12 protein-coding genes and 3 pseudogenes are annotated in these 14655 nt (G+C 68.1%); 12 read left to right on the top strand and 3 right to left on the bottom strand.

Features of this window, described 5'->3' with window-relative positions:
• Positions 1-62 precede the first annotated feature (62 nt).
• The 7 genes and pseudogenes from ccoN (at position 63) to HK415_RS10215 (ending at position 5385) form a co-directional block, all read left to right on the top strand.
• Positions 63-1499, top strand: a complete 1437-nt coding sequence (ccoN, locus tag HK415_RS10245) for a cytochrome-c oxidase, cbb3-type subunit I (protein ID WP_171558684.1) — start codon at positions 63-65, stop codon at positions 1497-1499.
• A 19-nt stretch (positions 1500-1518) separates the two neighbouring features.
• Positions 1519-2148 (top strand): cytochrome-c oxidase, cbb3-type subunit II, encoded by a 630-nt coding sequence (gene ccoO / locus HK415_RS10240; RefSeq protein ID WP_171558681.1) that lies wholly within the window; start codon positions 1519-1521, stop codon positions 2146-2148.
• A gap of 9 nt (positions 2149-2157) precedes the next feature.
• Complete coding sequence (locus HK415_RS10235) at positions 2158-2298, top strand: cbb3-type cytochrome oxidase subunit 3 (RefSeq protein ID WP_171558678.1); 141 nt, start codon at positions 2158-2160, stop codon at positions 2296-2298.
• 10 nt (positions 2299-2308) lie between these two features.
• Positions 2309-3231, top strand: a pseudogene (ccoP, locus tag HK415_RS10230) (cytochrome-c oxidase, cbb3-type subunit III).
• 122 nt (positions 3232-3353) lie between these two features.
• Positions 3354-4776 (top strand): annotated as a pseudogene (ccoG, locus tag HK415_RS10225) (cytochrome c oxidase accessory protein CcoG).
• Between the two features lie 16 nt (positions 4777-4792).
• Positions 4793-5053, top strand: a complete 261-nt coding sequence (locus HK415_RS10220) for a FixH family protein (protein WP_171558675.1) — start codon at positions 4793-4795, stop codon at positions 5051-5053.
• A 38-nt stretch (positions 5054-5091) separates the two neighbouring features.
• Entirely contained in the window at positions 5092-5385 is a 294-nt protein-coding gene (locus HK415_RS10215) for a hypothetical protein (protein ID WP_171558673.1), read from the top strand.
• 16 nt (positions 5386-5401) lie between these two features.
• On the opposite strand, the gene HK415_RS10210 is transcribed toward HK415_RS10215, so the two are convergent.
• Positions 5402-5773, bottom strand: a complete 372-nt coding sequence (locus tag HK415_RS10210) for a response regulator (protein ID WP_171558670.1) — start codon at positions 5771-5773, stop codon at positions 5402-5404.
• 160 nt (positions 5774-5933) lie between these two features.
• Here HK415_RS10210 and HK415_RS10205 point away from each other — a divergent pair, with 160 nt between their 5' ends.
• Positions 5934-8417: a sensor domain-containing protein gene (locus HK415_RS10205; protein ID WP_171558668.1), complete on the top strand. Its 2484-nt coding sequence runs from the start codon at positions 5934-5936 to the stop codon at positions 8415-8417.
• Here the strand turns inward: HK415_RS10205 and HK415_RS10200 are convergent.
• Positions 8386-9135 (bottom strand): hypothetical protein, encoded by a 750-nt coding sequence (locus HK415_RS10200; protein ID WP_171558667.1) that lies wholly within the window; start codon positions 9133-9135, stop codon positions 8386-8388. The two genes, HK415_RS10205 and HK415_RS10200, sit on opposite strands and share 32 nt — an antisense overlap.
• A gap of 92 nt (positions 9136-9227) precedes the next feature.
• Between HK415_RS10200 and HK415_RS10195 the strand changes: the two genes are divergently transcribed.
• The 3 genes from HK415_RS10195 to HK415_RS10185 are packed head-to-tail and all read left to right on the top strand — an operon-like array spanning position 9228 to position 11347.
• Complete coding sequence (locus tag HK415_RS10195; RefSeq protein WP_171558665.1) at positions 9228-9620, top strand: hypothetical protein; 393 nt, start codon at positions 9228-9230, stop codon at positions 9618-9620.
• A 27-nt stretch (positions 9621-9647) separates the two neighbouring features.
• Complete coding sequence (locus HK415_RS10190; protein WP_309246653.1) at positions 9648-10706, top strand: PAS domain-containing sensor histidine kinase; 1059 nt, start codon at positions 9648-9650, stop codon at positions 10704-10706.
• Entirely contained in the window at positions 10703-11347 is a 645-nt protein-coding gene (locus tag HK415_RS10185; RefSeq protein WP_171558663.1) for a response regulator, read from the top strand. The genes HK415_RS10190 and HK415_RS10185 overlap by 4 nt, the downstream gene beginning before the upstream one ends.
• 21 nt (positions 11348-11368) lie before the next feature.
• On the opposite strand, the gene HK415_RS10180 is transcribed toward HK415_RS10185, so the two are convergent.
• On the bottom strand, positions 11369-11674 hold the full coding sequence (locus HK415_RS10180) for a DUF2917 domain-containing protein (RefSeq protein ID WP_171558660.1): 306 nt from the start codon (positions 11672-11674) through the stop codon (positions 11369-11371).
• A gap of 252 nt (positions 11675-11926) precedes the next feature.
• Here HK415_RS10180 and HK415_RS10175 point away from each other — a divergent pair.
• A pseudogene (locus HK415_RS10175) lies at positions 11927-14626 on the top strand (penicillin-binding protein 1A).
• Positions 14627-14655: the final 29 nt, after the last annotated feature.

Here is a 14655-nt window from a genome sequence, read left to right as displayed (position 1 = left end):
TTTTCATCAACTGCCCACCCACTCCCGGAAGTGAGACTCGAAGCATCTGAAAAAGGTGCTTCATGAACCAACCCTCCGTCACTCCTGCCAGTTACAGCGACACCGTCGTCCGGCAGTTCTCGCTGATGGCCGTTGTCTGGGGCGTGGTGGGCATGCTCGTCGGCGTGTTCATCGCGGCCCAGCTCGCCTGGCCCGAACTGAATTTCGGCATTCCGTGGCTCAGCTACGGGCGCCTGCGCCCCCTGCACACCAACGCGGTGATCTTCGCCTTCGGCGGCAGCGCGCTGATCGCCACCAGCTACTGGGTGGTGCAGCGCACCTCGCAGGTCACGCTGTTCGCCCCGAAACTCGCCTCCTTCACCTTCTGGGGCTACCAGGCGGTGATCGTGGCAGCGGCGATCAGCCTGCCGCTGGGCTACACCTCCGGCAAGGAATACGCCGAACTCGAGTGGCCGATCGACATCCTGCTGGCGCTGGTGTGGGTGGCCTACGCCATCGTGTTCTTCGGCACCATCGGCACGCGCAAGGTGAAGCACATCTACGTGGCCAACTGGTTCTACGGCTCCTTCATCATCGCGGTGGCCCTGCTGCACATCGTCAACAGCGCCGCGCTGCCCACCGGCCTGATGAAGTCCTACTCCGCCTACGCGGGCGTGCAGGACGCGATGGTGCAGTGGTGGTACGGCCATAACGCGGTCGGCTTCTTCCTGACCGCGGGCTTCCTGGGGATGATGTACTACTTCATCCCGAAGCAGGCCGAGCGCCCGGTGTACAGCTATCGCCTGTCCATCGTGCACTTCTGGGCGCTGATCTTCACCTACATGTGGGCGGGCCCGCACCACCTGCACTACACCGCGCTGCCGGACTGGACCCAGTCGGTGGGCATGATCTTCTCGCTGATCCTGCTGGCCCCGAGCTGGGGCGGGATGATCAACGGCATCATGACCCTCTCGGGTGCCTGGCACAAGCTGCGCGACGACCCCGTGCTGCGCTTCCTGATCGTGTCCCTGTCGTTCTACGGCATGAGCACCTTCGAGGGCCCGATGATGTCCATCAAGACGGTCAACGCGCTCTCGCACTACACCGACTGGACCGTCGGCCACGTGCACTCCGGCGCGCTGGGCTGGGTGGGCCTGATCTCCATGGGCTCGCTGTACTACCTGATCCCGCGCCTGTTCGGCCAGAAGAAGATGTACTCGGTCAAGGCGATCGAGGTGCACTTCTGGACCGCCACCATCGGCATCGTGCTGTACATCGCCGCGATGTGGATCGCCGGCGTGATGCAGGGCCTGATGTGGCGCGCCATCAACGGCGACGGCACGCTCACCTACACCTTCGTCGAATCGGTGAAGGCGACCTATCCCTTCTACGTGATCCGCGTCCTGGGCGGCCTGCTGTACCTCGGCGGCATGATCCTGATGGCCTGGAACACCTGGATGACCGTGGCCAACGGCCGTGCCGTGCGCTTCAGCGTGCCCGCCGCCGTCGCCCACGCCTGACCCGAGAGAAAGCATCACCATGAGCGACAACAACGCACAAGTGGCCACCTTCTCGCACGAGAAGATCGAGACCAGCAACTTCCTGATGATCGTGCTGATCCTGCTGGTGGTCGCCGTCGGCGGCCTGGTGGAGATCGTTCCCCTGTTCTTCCAGAAGTCCACCACCGAGCCGATCGCCGGCCTGAAGCCCTACACGGCGCTGCAGGTGGCGGGCCGCGACATCTACGTGCGCGAAGGCTGCTACAACTGCCACTCGCAGATGATCCGCCCGTTCCGCGCCGAGACGCTGCGCTACGGCCACTACTCGGTGGCCGGCGAGTTCGTGTACGACCGCCCGTTCCAGTGGGGCTCCAAGCGCACCGGCCCGGACCTGCACCGCGTGGGCGGCAAGTACAGCGACGAGTGGCACCGCATCCACCTGAACAACCCGCGCGACGTCGTGCCGGAATCGAACATGCCGGCCTACCCGTGGCTGGAGAAGAACGCGGCCGACGACAAGAGCATCCAGACCCACATGAAGGCGCTGCGCACCCTGGGCGCGCCCTACAGCGACGACGAGATCGCCAAGGCGCCGGCCGACCTGAAGGGCAAGACCGAGATGGACGCGCTGGTCGCGTACCTGCAGTCGCTGGGCCGCACGCTGAAGTAAGGAGGGGCCATGGACATCAACATCCTGCGCGAAATCGCCACCGTGGCCTCGCTGGTCACCTTCATCGGGATCTGGGGCTGGGCCTGGGCCCGCCGCAACCGCGACGGCTTCGACGAAGCCGGCCGCATCCCCTTCCAACAAGACGAATAAGGACGAGACCATGAGCGATTTCACCAGCGGCTTCTGGTCGCTTTACGTCGCCGGCATCACGCTGGCAGGCATCATCGCCTGCGGCGTGCTGCTCTGGATCGCCGGCCGCAAGAAGGTCGCCTCCCGCACCGACAACACCACCGGCCATGTCTGGGACGAGAACCTGACGGAGATGAACAACCCGCTGCCGATGTGGTGGGTGGGCCTGTTCGTCATCACCATCGTGTTCGGCCTGGGCTACCTGGTCGCCTATCCCGGCCTCGGTTCCTACGAGGGCGAGCTCAAGTGGACGCAGAAGGGCGAGTACGACGCCGAAGTGGCCCGCGCCAACAAGGAACTCGAGCCGCTCTATGCGCAGTTCACGGCCAAGAAGCCGGAGGAGCGGCCGGCGACGCGAACGCGATGGCCATCGGCGAGCGCCTGTTCATGAACAACTGCGCGCAGTGCCACGGCTCCGACGCGCGCGGCAGCAAGGGTTTCCCGAACCTGGCCGACGCGGACTGGCTGCACGGCGGCGGCGGCGACAAGATCAAGGAGACCATCGCCAAGGGCCGCAACGGCATGATGCCGCCCATGGCCGCGGCGGTCGGCGGCAGCGACGACGTGAAGAACGTCGCCCACTACGTGCTGTCGCTGTCCAACAGCCCGCACGACTCGCTGCGCGCGCAGCTCGGCAAGGGCAAGTACGCGGCCTGCGCGGCCTGCCACGGCGCCGACGGCAAGGGCAACCCGGCCATGGGCGCGCCCAACCTGACCGACGACGTCTGGCTGCACGGCTGGGGCGAGCAGGCGATCATCAACATGATCGTCGCCGGCAAGACCAACCAGATGCCCGCCCAGGACGAGAAGCTCACGCCGGCGCAGATCCACGTGCTGTCGGGCTACGTCTGGAGCCTGTCGAATCGGCCGGCCGGGGTCGCGGCGAAGCAATAACAGCGGGACGGAACCGCAAGGCGGCCCCCGGGCCGCCTTTTTTTTTTTTCCCCGGCCGATTTCCTTGCGTCTGATCAAGGTCAAGTGCGGTCGGCCCGCCTGCCCCCCGATCATCGGGAGACATGAAAGTCATCCCCATCATCCCTGTCACCCCCGCGGAAGACGGCGAGGTCCAGGGACTCTACGCATCGGAAAAGAAGCTCTACCCGCGCGCGGTCAGCGGCACCTTCGCCCGCTGGCGCTGGGCCTTCGTGTGGCTCACCCAGATCATCTTCTACGGCCTGCCGTGGCTGCAGTGGGGCGAGCGCCAGGCGGTGCTGTTCGACCTGGCGGCGCGCCGCTTCTACATCTTCGGCTACGTGCTGTACCCGCAGGACTTCATCTACCTGACAGGGCTGCTGGTGGTGAGCGCGCTGTCGCTGTTCCTGTTCACCGCGGTGGCGGGGCGCCTGTGGTGCGGTTTCGCCTGCCCGCAGACGGTCTACACCGAGATGTTCCTGTGGATCGAGAAGCTGGTGGAGGGCGACCGCAACCAGCGCATCAAGCTCGATGCCGCCCCCTGTCCGCCGGCAAGTTCGGCAAGAAGGCGCTCAAGCAGTTCCTGTGGGTCGCGCTGGCGCTGTGGACCGGCTTCACCTTCGTGGGCTACTTCACGCCGGTGCAGCAGCTGTGGGCCGAGTCGTTCACGCTCAACTTCGGCCCCTGGGAATGGTTCTGGGTGCTGTTCTACGGCTTCGCCACCTACGGCAACGCCGGCTTCATGCGCGAGCAGGTCTGCAAGTACATGTGCCCCTACGCGCGCTTCCAGAGCGCGATGTTCGACAAGGACACGCTGATCGTCAGCTACGACACGCGCCGCGGCGAGCCGCGCGGCACCCGCGGGCGCAAGCAGGACTTCCAGGCCATGGGCCTGGGCTCGTGCATCGACTGCGAGCTGTGCGTGCAGGTCTGCCCCACCGGCATCGACATCCGCAAGGGCCTGCAGTACGAGTGCATCGGCTGCGCGGCCTGCGTGGACGTGTGCGACGGCGTGATGGACAAGATGAACTATCCGCGCGGGCTGATCCGCTTCACCACGCAGCACGCCGTGAAGACCGGCGGCGCCGGGCGCGACTTCATCCTCAAGCGCGTGCTGCGGCCGCGCGTGCTGGTGTACGGCTCGGTCCTGCTGGCGCTCACGGCCGGCATGATGTTCAGCCTGGCCCTGCGCACGCCGCTGAAGGTGGACGTGGTGCGCGATCGCGCCGCGCTTTCGCGCATCGTGGCCGGCGGCAAGCTGGAGAACGTGTACCGGCTGCAGGTGATGAACGCGACCGAGGCGCCGCAGCGCTACCGCATCACGGCCGACGGCCTGGAAGGCCTGGCCGTGGCCTCGGAGCGCGAGGTCGACGTGGGCCCCGCCGAATCCCGCTGGGTCGCGGTGCGCCTGCAGCTGCCCTACGGCACACGGCCGCGCCCGGCTCCCATCCCATCCATTTCGACATCGTCAGCACGGGCGCCGAAGCCCACGTGCGCGAGAAGTCGGTGTTCCTCGTGCCCCGCTGAAGTGAAGGAGACCTCCATGAACCCCGAAGCCCCGACGCGCGATGGCGCTCCCTGGTGGAAGCACGGCCACGTGTGGCTGCTGATCGCGGGGCCCGTGGCCGTGATCCTCGCGGGCATCGCCACCACGGTGATCGCGGTGCGCAGCGCCGACCCGGTGGTCGCGGCCGACTACTACAAGCGCGGCATCGAGATCAACAAGACGCTCGCGGCGCGCGACAAGAGCCAGCTGCCGGCGCTTCAGGGACGCAACCACGCGGCAACGCCGGTGGCGCCCTGAAAGCGGCGCGCCCCGCAGCACAAGGAGAAAGGGAACCGATGGTCAACCGCATGATGTGGATCGCCTGGCCCGCCTTCCTGGCCGCCTGCATGCTCGAACTGCTGGTGTTCGCTTTCGTCGACCCGCTGGAGCTGCAGTGGTCCGGGCAGGCGCTCGGCTGGTCGCGCCAGACCGTGTACACGGCCAGCTTCTTCGCGTTCTGGCTGGTGAGCATGGTCGCGTGCGCGCTCACCACGCTGCTGCGCATCACCCCCGCGGAAGTCAACGAGTGCCCCTTCGACCGCGGGCAACGTCCCGCCGGCTGCCCCGGCGAAAGCGGGTTCGTTTCCTAGGGCGCCGGTGCGCCGGCTATCGCGCGCATTGCTGCGAGCAGTAGTCGACCAGGGCATCGATCTCGGTGGACTTGTCGAAGACGGCGTCCACCCCCAGCTGTGCGCAGCGCTTGCGCACGCTGGCGTTGACGTAGTTGCTGAACACGACGATCTTCTGTCCTGGGCGCGTGCGCTGCACGTGCTGCACCAGCCGCAGGCCGCTGCCGCCCTTGAGGAAGAGGTCCACGAGCAGCAGGTCCCAGTCCTGGTGTCCGGCGATCCACGCGAGCGCTTCCTCCTCCGTCGCCGAGCTGGCGACCACCTTGACGCAGGTCAGCTCCTCCAGCGCCTGGGCCAGATTCTCTCGGATCTCCGTGTTGTCTTCGACGACAAAGGCTGCAACTTGCACGCGCTCGCTCGGGTTGAGGGGAAGGCCCTGGGGCAGCTTGGCACTCTAGACCGGCGGCCCGGCGCCCTGTACGGATGGGGTACGCGTCCGCCTGTAGGAGCCCGCCTACGGTCAACCCGTTGTCCGCACGCGCAACGTAAGATGGCCCACAAGGACTTGCATGGACCCGGTGATCGAGAACAACCCAGGGAATCTGCTGCAGCTGGTCGAGCGCAGCGCCTTCGTGGGCTTCTGGCGCTTCGATGCGCGGCATGGGGCGCTTTACTGGTCGCAGCAACTTGCACGGCTGCACGGCGCGCCCGAAGGCTACATGCCCACGTTCGAGCACGCGCTCGACCACTACGCCGAGGAACACCGGGCCGAGGTCGCGCAGCGGCTGCGCGCCTGCCAGGAGCAGGGCACGCCCTTCGACATCGAGGTGCAGGTGCGCACGCTGCAGGGACGGCGCATCTGGGTGCGCTGTGTCGGCCAGCCCCTGCGCGCGGAGGACGGCAGCATCGCCGGCGCCGAAGGCCTGGTGCAGGAGATCGCTCCGGCGGGCTACCAGCCCGGCACCCTGCTGCGCCACACGGTCAGCATGGGCGGTGCGCTGGGCAGCGGTGAAGCCTTCGTCACGATCGACCGGCAGGGACGCATCAGCTACGCGAACGAACAGGCCGAGCAGATGCTCGGGGCGGCCGGCGAGCCGCTGCTCGGTCGCCGGATCTGGGGCTTCTTCCAGAAGCGCGCGCGGCTGTCGCTGGAGGAACGCTTCGTGCACGCACTGGAGAAGCGCGAGGCCATCGAGCTCGAGGAAATGGATGCGCAGGTCAGCCACTGGCTGGAGCTGCGCGGCTTTCCTTTCGGCGCGGGCCTGGCGCTGCACCTGCGCGACGTGTCGGCGCGGCGGCGGGCGCAGCAGCACCTGACGCTGCTGGAGGGCAGCATCGCCCGCCTGAACGACATCGTGATCATCACGGAGGCGGCGCCCTTCCGCAGCCCGGGGCCGCGCATCGTGTTCGTCAACGAGGCCTTCGAGCGGCGCACCGGCTATTCGCGCGAGGAGGTGATCGGCCAGTCGCCGCGCCTGCTGCAGGGGCCGGACACGCAGCGCGCGCAGCTCGATCGCATCCGCGCCGCGCTGGAGCAGTGGGAGCGCGTGCGCGTGGACCTGATCAACTACACGAAGGCGGGCGAACCCTACTGGGTGGACCTCGACGTGTCGCCGGTCTGGGACGATACGCGGCGCCTCACGCACTGGGTGGCGGTCGGCCGCGACATCACCGAGCGCAAGCGCGACGAGGAGAAGATCCAGTACCTGGCCTTCTACGACCCGCTCACGCAGCTGCCCAACCGCCAGATGCTGCTGGACCGCCTGAACCGCGCGGTGGACGAAGGCGGCGAGGTGCAAGACGGCGCGTTGATGTTCATCGACCTGGACAATTTCAAGGTGCTGAACGACACCCTGGGCCACCAGAAGGGCGACCTGCTGCTGCAGCAGGTGGCGCGGCGGCTGCGCAACTGCGTGGCCAAGGGCGACCTGGTCGCGCGGCTCGGAGGCGACGAATTCGTGGTGCTGCTGGAGAACACCGCGGAAAAACCGCTCGATCCGCTGACCGCGGCGCAGGTGGTCAGCCAGCGCATCCTCGACGGGCTGGGCGAACCCTACGTGCTGCCCGGGTACCTGCATCACAGCACCTGCAGCATCGGCGTGACGCTGTTCGGCAGGAATCCGTCCAGCGTCAACGAACTGCTGAAGCAGGCGGACCTGGCCATGTACCAGGCCAAGGCGGCCGGCCGCAACGCCGTGCGCTTCTTCGATCCCGAGATGCAGGCCGTGGCCACGGCGAACGCGACCCTGGCGACCGACCTGCGCCAGGCCTGGCGCGAGAACCACCTGAAGGTCGAATACCAGCCGCAGGTGGGCATGGACGGCAACATGAGCGGCGTCGAAGCGCTGCTGCGCTGGGAGCATCCCGAGCGTGGAATCGTCGGTCCTGCCGAATTCATCCCCACCGCCGAAGAGACTTCGCTGATCATCCCGATCGGCCACTGGGTGCTGGAGGCGGCCTGCGCGCAGCTTGCGGTCTGGGCCAGGCGGCCGGACCGCGCCCACCTGAGCATTTCCGTCAACGTCAGCGTGCGGCAGTTCCGCCATCCCGAGTTCATCGACGAGGTGCTGAGCTGCATCCGCCGCGCCGGCATCGTGCCCAACCGCCTGAAGCTGGAGCTGACCGAATCGCTGCTGGCGGAGAACATCGACGCCAACATGGCGAAGATGCGCAACCTGAAGGACCTGGGGGTGCGCCTGTCGGTGGACGACTTCGGGATCGGCTACTCCTCGCTGTCCTACCTGAAGCGCCTGCCGATCGACGAACTGAAGATCGACCGCAGCTTCATCAAGGACATCCTGGTCGACGGCAACGACGCGGCCATCGCTGGGACCATCATCGGGCTGTGCCGCAACCTGGGGCTGGAGGTGATCGCCGAAGGCGTGGAGACCGAGGAGCAGCGCGCCTTCCTCGCGCGCCAGGGCTGCCACCGCTACCAGGGTTACCTGTTCTGCCGGCCGCTGCCGATCGAGGAGCTGGAAGCGTTCATCGACTCCGCCGCGGGCGGGGCCGGCGTGCCGCTCAGACCGGAACCATCTTCAGTGGCGTCGTGACCACCGCGCGCGGCAGGCGCAGGACAATGGTCTGGCCGTTGCGCAGCATCTCCACGCCGTGCTGCGCGGCCAGCGCCTGCACTTCCAGCCAGGACAGCGGCGCCTCGCCCGGCTCGTGCAGCTGGGTGAAGCTGCCTTCGGGCTGCGGGTGGTATTCCACCGCGATCACGCCATGGGAGGAGGATTGTTCGGTGCGCACGCTGACTTCGCCCGGTGCGGGCGCCGCATCGGTGAGCGCCAGGATGGCGGCGGCGAGCAGGTAGCGCAGCGCGCTGCGCGAGACCTCGAGCTCGCCTTCGCCCAGGTCCGTGCGCAGGTCGAAGCCGCGGAAGTTCAGGCTGGTCGAAAGCAGGCGGACCACTTCGGTGACGCCCTCGGCCAGGCGTGCGTTGTCGTCTTCGGAGGGCTCCATCCACGTGCAGACCTCGAGGCAGCGGGCCACGGCCTGGCGCGACAGGCGGTTCAGCTTGGAGACCGAGCCGCCCAGGTCGTCGGACGCCACCGCACCGCGTTCCATGCGCGCGCTCAGGGCCTCGGCCATCATGCCCAGCGACTGCAGGTGCACCACCATGTCGTGCCGCAGCGGGGGCGCGAGCCGGCGCAGGATGTCGTGCTGCGCGGCGCGCGCGAGGCTGCGCTGGCGCTGCGGCGCGGCATCCATGGCAAGCGGCGGCGCGGCCCCGGCGGGTGTGACGATCGGATCTTCGATGGCGAGCACTGCGGTCTTCCTGAAAGGTCCGGATTGGCAAGGCAGTCTGGCTTTCGGGTTCCCCGCAAGGTGTCAGGGCCGCACGGCCAGGGGTGTAGGACGTGGGCGTCACGCTGGCGTGGACAAGCACCCTGGATGGCCTCCTACCCGAGCCATTGCGTCCGGTGCCTAGGATGAAGCATGTCATCGAATCCCCCAACCTTCCTTTCCAGGGCATGTGCGTGGCCCTCGAGCGCGCGAAGCAGGTGGCCGGCAGCGACGACGGCCCATGGACCGTGGGCGTGCGCGACGACCGGGGCGAGCTGCTCGCTTCGGCCATGCTGGAGAGCCATGCGCAGGTCAAGGCCTTCGCGGCCGCCATGGAGGATCTCGGCTTCGTGCATTCGGTGCTGCAAGCCCAGGAGGCCGGGTGCTGCTGCGATTACTCCTTCCACCCGCGCCAGGATGCCCCCGATCGGAAGGGGATGTGCTCCACGCCTGAGGTTGTGCTGTAATTTGGGAGATGCCAAGGACGACTCCCAGTGCCGCTGTCCCTCCTCACTGACGCCAACGCCGCCGCACGCCTGGTGGGCCTGCTGGATTCCGCGATGGACGGGATCATCAGCGTGGACGATTCCCAGCGGGTCGTCATGTACAACCGCGCCGCCGAGAAGATGTTCGGCTGGACCGGCAGCGAAGTGCAGGGCAAGCCCCTGGACCTGCTGATCCCGGAGCGCTACCGGGGCGGCCACAACCAGCAGGTCCGCCGCTTCGGGGCCACCGGCACCACCTCGCGCCGCATGGGGGACAACACCGTCCTGTACGCGCTGCGCAAGGACGGCACCGAATTCCCGATCGACGCGTCGATCTCGCAGTTGCAGACGCCCGAGGGCAAGCTCTACACCGTGATCCTGCGCGACGTGACCGAGCGGGTGCGCGCGCGCGAGGAGCTCGCGTCCTTCGCGGCCGAATCCGCCGGAGTGCGCGAGCAGGAGAAGTCGCGCATCGCCCGCGAGCTGCACGACGAACTGGCCCAGTCGCTCACCGCGCTGAAGATGGACACCATCTGGATGCGCGACCACGTGGGCGACGAGGAAGCGACGGCCCAGGAGAAGATCTCCGAGATGCTGTCCATGCTGGACGCCGCCGTCGCGTCGGTGCGCCGCATCGCCGCCGACCTGCGGCCCCTGGTGCTGGACGACCTCGGCTTCGTGCCCGCGATCGAATGGGTGGCGCAGAACTTCACGCAGCGCACCGGCATCCCCTGCGAGCTGCAGGTGGACGAATCGCTGGAGCTGGAGGAGCCCTTCGCCACCGGCGTCTTCCGCATCGTGCAGGAGTCCCTGGTCAACGTCGGCAAGCACGCGCGCGCCACCAAGGTGGAAGTCGAGGTGAAGGCGAGCGGGGACGACCTGCTGCTGCGGGTGCAGGACGACGGCATCGGCTTCCGCCCGAACGCGCCCCGCAAGCCGCAGTCGCTGGGCCTGGTGGGCCTGCGCGAGCGCGCCATGCTGATGCGCGGCGACGTCAAGGTGGAAAGCGCCCCGGGGACCGGCACGGTGATCGAGGCCCGCATCCCGGTCTGGAAGCGCCCCGCATGACGGTCCGCATCGTCCTGGCGGACGACCACGCGATCGTCCGCGAAGGCCTCAAGCGCATCGTTGCCGACGTCACCGACTTCCAGGTCGTGGGCGAGGCCGCCGACGGCACCGAGGCGATGCGCGCCGTGCGCGAACTCGATTTCGACGTGCTGGTGCTGGACCTGTCCATGCCCGGGCGCAGCGGCATGGAACTGATCAAGCTGGCGAAGGCGGAGAAGCCGAAGCTGCGCATCCTCGTGCTGAGCATGCACCAGGAGATGCAGTACGCGGTGCGCGCCATCAAGTCGGGGGCGAGCGGCTACCTGACCAAGGAAAGCGCGCCGGCGCAACTGGAACAGGCGATCCGCAAGATCTCGGGCGGCGGCGCGTACATCAGCGCCGAAGTCGCCGAACAGCTCGCGCTGGGCGCCATGCCCGGCGGCAGCGAAAGCCTGCCGCACGAAAGCCTCTCGGACCGCGAGTTCGAGGTGTTCCGCCTGCTGGTGGCCGGCGACGCGGTCTCCGACATCGCCGCCAAGCTGAACCTGTCGGTCAAGACGGTCAGCACGCACAAGGCGAACCTGATGCAGAAGCTGGGGCTGGCGAATTCGACCGAGCTGGTGCGCTACGCCATCAAGCACGGGCTGGCGGACCCGGTCTAGGAGTTCGCGCTCTGCGGGTTCCTAGTCGTCGACCTGGATCTCCAGCACGCAGGTCCCGCGCAGCGCATGCAGCGTCATGCGGCCGCCGTTGTCGGCGGTGTAGCTCTGGTTCTTCTGCAGCAGCACGTCGCGCGGATCGCCGTCGTGGGTGATCCAGGCTTCCCCGTCGCGCAGGTGCACCGTGATGCGCCCGGACGGCGGGACGATCTCGCGGGTGGCCCCCTGCCGCACGTGCGCCGCGTACCGGCGGGTCACGCGGGGTCGTTCCGGCGTCGAGAAACCGAACAGGCGGCTCATGAAGGCGGCGGGCGCGAGGGCGTTTGGCATGGGCGTGATCTTGCTTCGGCGATCGCGCCCGGGGCCTTCACGGCGGCAGGCTCCGATGTCGGACGCGCGCGCAAGCTCATGTAGTCGCCCGCCCGACAGGGTGCCTGGACCGTAGTCGCCGCGACGCGCTGGCTCGGGGAAAGCCGCCCTTCCGTCGCGCAGCCGTCCTACAGTCGGGTCACGCCCGACCTTCGTAGATTCCCTGAACTTACTTGGGACAGGCGAATCATGAAGGCAGCAATCGAGGAAGTGATGGCAGGCATCGGGCAGCGGCTGCGCCGCGTCGGTGGCTGGATGCGCCGGCATCCCGTCAAGGCCGTCGCGGCCCTTCCCCTGGCGCTGGTCCTCTACGTGGCGGCGCTGTACCCCTTCACCCCCAGCATCGGCGACATCCGCAAGTCCAAGCAGGAGTCGCCCTCGGTGGTGCTCTCCGCCGACGGCAAGGAACTGGCCGTGTTCAAGCGCGCCAACCGCGACTGGGTGAAGCTGGAGGACATCTCGCCCAAGGTGGTGGAAGCCCTGCTGGCCACCGAGGACAAGCGCTTCCACGAACACCACGGCATCGACTTCCAGCGCACGACCAAGGCGGTGCTCAACACGCTCACCGGCGACGTCGAGGGCGGCTCCACCCTCACGCAGCAGCGGCGCGCAACCTGTACCCGTCGCAGATCGGCCGCGAGCAGACCGTCACACGCAAGATCAAGGAAGCGATCACCGCGCTGAAGATCGAGGCGATCTACAGCAAGGAGGAGATCCTCGAGACCTACCTCAACTCCGTCTCCTTCCTCTACAACGCGTGGGGCATCGAGATGGCCGCGCGCACCTACTTCGACAAGCCGGCCAAGAACCTGAACGAGCTGGAAGCCGCGACGCTGGTGGGCATGCTCAAGGGCACGGCCTACTACAACCCGGTGATGAACCCCGAGCGCGCCCTGCAGCGCCGCAACACGGTGCTGGCCATGATGGTCAAGGACCACAAGCTGCCGGAAGCGCGCTTCGAGGCTGAAGAACCAGCCGCTGCGCCTGGACTTCGAGCGCCTGCCGCAATTCAGCGGCGACGCGCCGCACCTGGCCGAGTACCTGCGCCGCTGGCTGATCGAATGGGCGGACCGCCACGACTACAACATCTACGCCGACGGCCTGGTGGTGCGCACCACCATTGATTCGCGCCTGCAGGAGATCGCCAACCAGGCGGTGGAGCGCCAGGGCAAGGCGCTGCAGGCGGTGGCGGACGTGGAGTGGAGCCGCAGCGCGACGCCCGCGCTGGGCAGCGACCCCGCCGCCTACGCCGCCGCGCGCGGCAAGGCCGCTCCCTTCGACTATTTCTGGAACAGCAACAAGTCGCTGGTGCGCAGCTGGATCCGCGATTCCTCCGAATTCAGGCAGGCGCGCGAACAGGGCCAGTCGGAGGAGGAGGCGCTCAAGCAGCTGGAAGGCAACGCGCAGTTCATGGCGAATCTCAAGCGCCAGAAGACCATGCTGCAGGCCGGCTTCCTGGCCGTCGAGCCGGCCACCGGCGCGGTGAAGGCCTGGGTGGGCAGCCGCGACTACAACGACGACAAGTTCGACCACGTGCAGCAGGCGCGCCGCCAGCCGGGGTCCACCTTCAAGCCCTTCGTGTACGGCGCCGCCTTCGAGATGGGCATCCAGCCGGGCGAGACCCTCATCGACGGGCCGGTGGAGATCCAGATCGACCGCAACAAGGTCTGGCGGCCGACCGACCTCCACGGAATGACCAACGCGCCGATGACGCTGCGCGAAGGCCTGGCGAAATCGAAGAACACGATCACCGCGCAGCTGATGATGCGGGTGGGGCCCTCGCGCGTCGCCAGCCTGGCCCGCTCCATGGGCGTGCGCCAGAGCAAGCTGGACGAAGTGCCCTCGCTGGCGCTGGGCACCAGCCCGGTGACGCTCAAGGAGATGGTCGCCTCCTTCGCCACCATCGCCAACGGCGGCAACTACATCGAGCCGGTGATCGTGACGGCGGTGGAAGACCGCCAGAAGAACGTGCTGGAAAGCTTCGGGGCCCGCGCCTCCGAGCAGGCGATGAACAACCAGGCCGCGCAGACCCTGCTGGACGTGCTGCGCGGCACCGTCGACGGCGGCACCGCCGCCGGCTTGCGCCCGCGCTTCGGCCTCAACGGCATGGACCTCGCCGGCAAGACCGGCACCACCCAGGACAACACTGACGGCTGGTTCATCCTGATGCACCCGCAGCTGGTGGCGGGCGCCTGGATGGGATTCAACGACAACCGCGTCACCATGCGCAGCGAGTACTGGGGGCAGGGCGCGCACAACGCGCTGTTCGTGGTGGGCGATTTCATGCAGCAGTCGGTCAAGGCGGGCAAGCTCGACGCCAAGGCCGCCTTTGCCGCGCCGCGCATGAAGGACGAACCCTCGCTGCTGGATCGCGCGGGCGACTGGTGGAACAGCGTGTTCAGCACGCCCTCGCCGGCGACCGATCCCGCGGTGGCCGCCGTGCCCGAGGTGAAGCTGCCCGAGGTGAGCCTGGAGCCGCCTTCGCTGGAGCCGCCGCCGAAGTCGCTGGCCATGCCGGCGCCGCTGCCGCTGCCGCCCGTGACCCCCGACGCGCCGGTGATTTCCGAGCCGCAGCGGGTGCCGGCCTTCCCGCGGCCGCTGGAATCCTCCGGCCGCCCGGTGGAGACCGTGCCGGGCACCCAGGTCTATCGCGTGCCGGAGGCCACGGTGCGCATGCCCGATCCCTCGCTGCCCGCCGACGTGGTGCGCGCGCCGGCGCAGCCCGCGCGGGTGGCACCGCCGCCTGCGGCGACCACGTCGCCTTCGACGTCGTCCATGGGTGCCGCGCGCGACGCGGTGCCGGCGTCGCCGCCGCCGGCGCGTGAGTTCGCCCCGTGGCACCGGTCCGCCCGCGGATGGCGCCCATCATCGACGGCGAACCCACCGGCAACCTCATGGCCCCGGCGCCGGTGAGAGAGGCGAGCGGCAGCGCCACCTCGCCC

It is taken from the genome of Ramlibacter montanisoli (assembly GCF_013087525.1).
In the GTDB taxonomy this organism is placed as follows: Bacteria; Pseudomonadota; Gammaproteobacteria; order Burkholderiales; family Burkholderiaceae_C; genus Ramlibacter; species Ramlibacter montanisoli.
Note: the sequence above shows the minus strand (reverse complement) of the source record. Positions and strands in the feature narration are given on the sequence as shown.

Excerpts from the sequence above, each read along its gene's own strand:
- ccoO (WP_171558681.1), top strand. The coding sequence starts at position 1,519 with ATGAGCGACAACAACGCACAAGTGGCCACCTTCTCGCACGAGAAGATC.
- HK415_RS10205 (WP_171558668.1), top strand. The coding sequence starts at position 5,934 with ATGGACCCGGTGATCGAGAACAACCCAGGGAATCTGCTGCAGCTGGTC.
- HK415_RS10215 (WP_171558673.1), top strand. The coding sequence starts at position 5,092 with ATGGTCAACCGCATGATGTGGATCGCCTGGCCCGCCTTCCTGGCCGCC.
- HK415_RS10185 (WP_171558663.1), top strand. The coding sequence starts at position 10,703 with ATGACGGTCCGCATCGTCCTGGCGGACGACCACGCGATCGTCCGCGAA.
- HK415_RS10235 (WP_171558678.1), top strand. The coding sequence starts at position 2,158 with ATGGACATCAACATCCTGCGCGAAATCGCCACCGTGGCCTCGCTGGTC.
- HK415_RS10220 (WP_171558675.1), top strand. The coding sequence starts at position 4,793 with ATGAACCCCGAAGCCCCGACGCGCGATGGCGCTCCCTGGTGGAAGCAC.
- ccoN (WP_171558684.1), top strand. The coding sequence starts at position 63 with ATGAACCAACCCTCCGTCACTCCTGCCAGTTACAGCGACACCGTCGTC.
- HK415_RS10180 (WP_171558660.1), bottom strand. The coding sequence starts at position 11,674 with ATGCCAAACGCCCTCGCGCCCGCCGCCTTCATGAGCCGCCTGTTCGGT.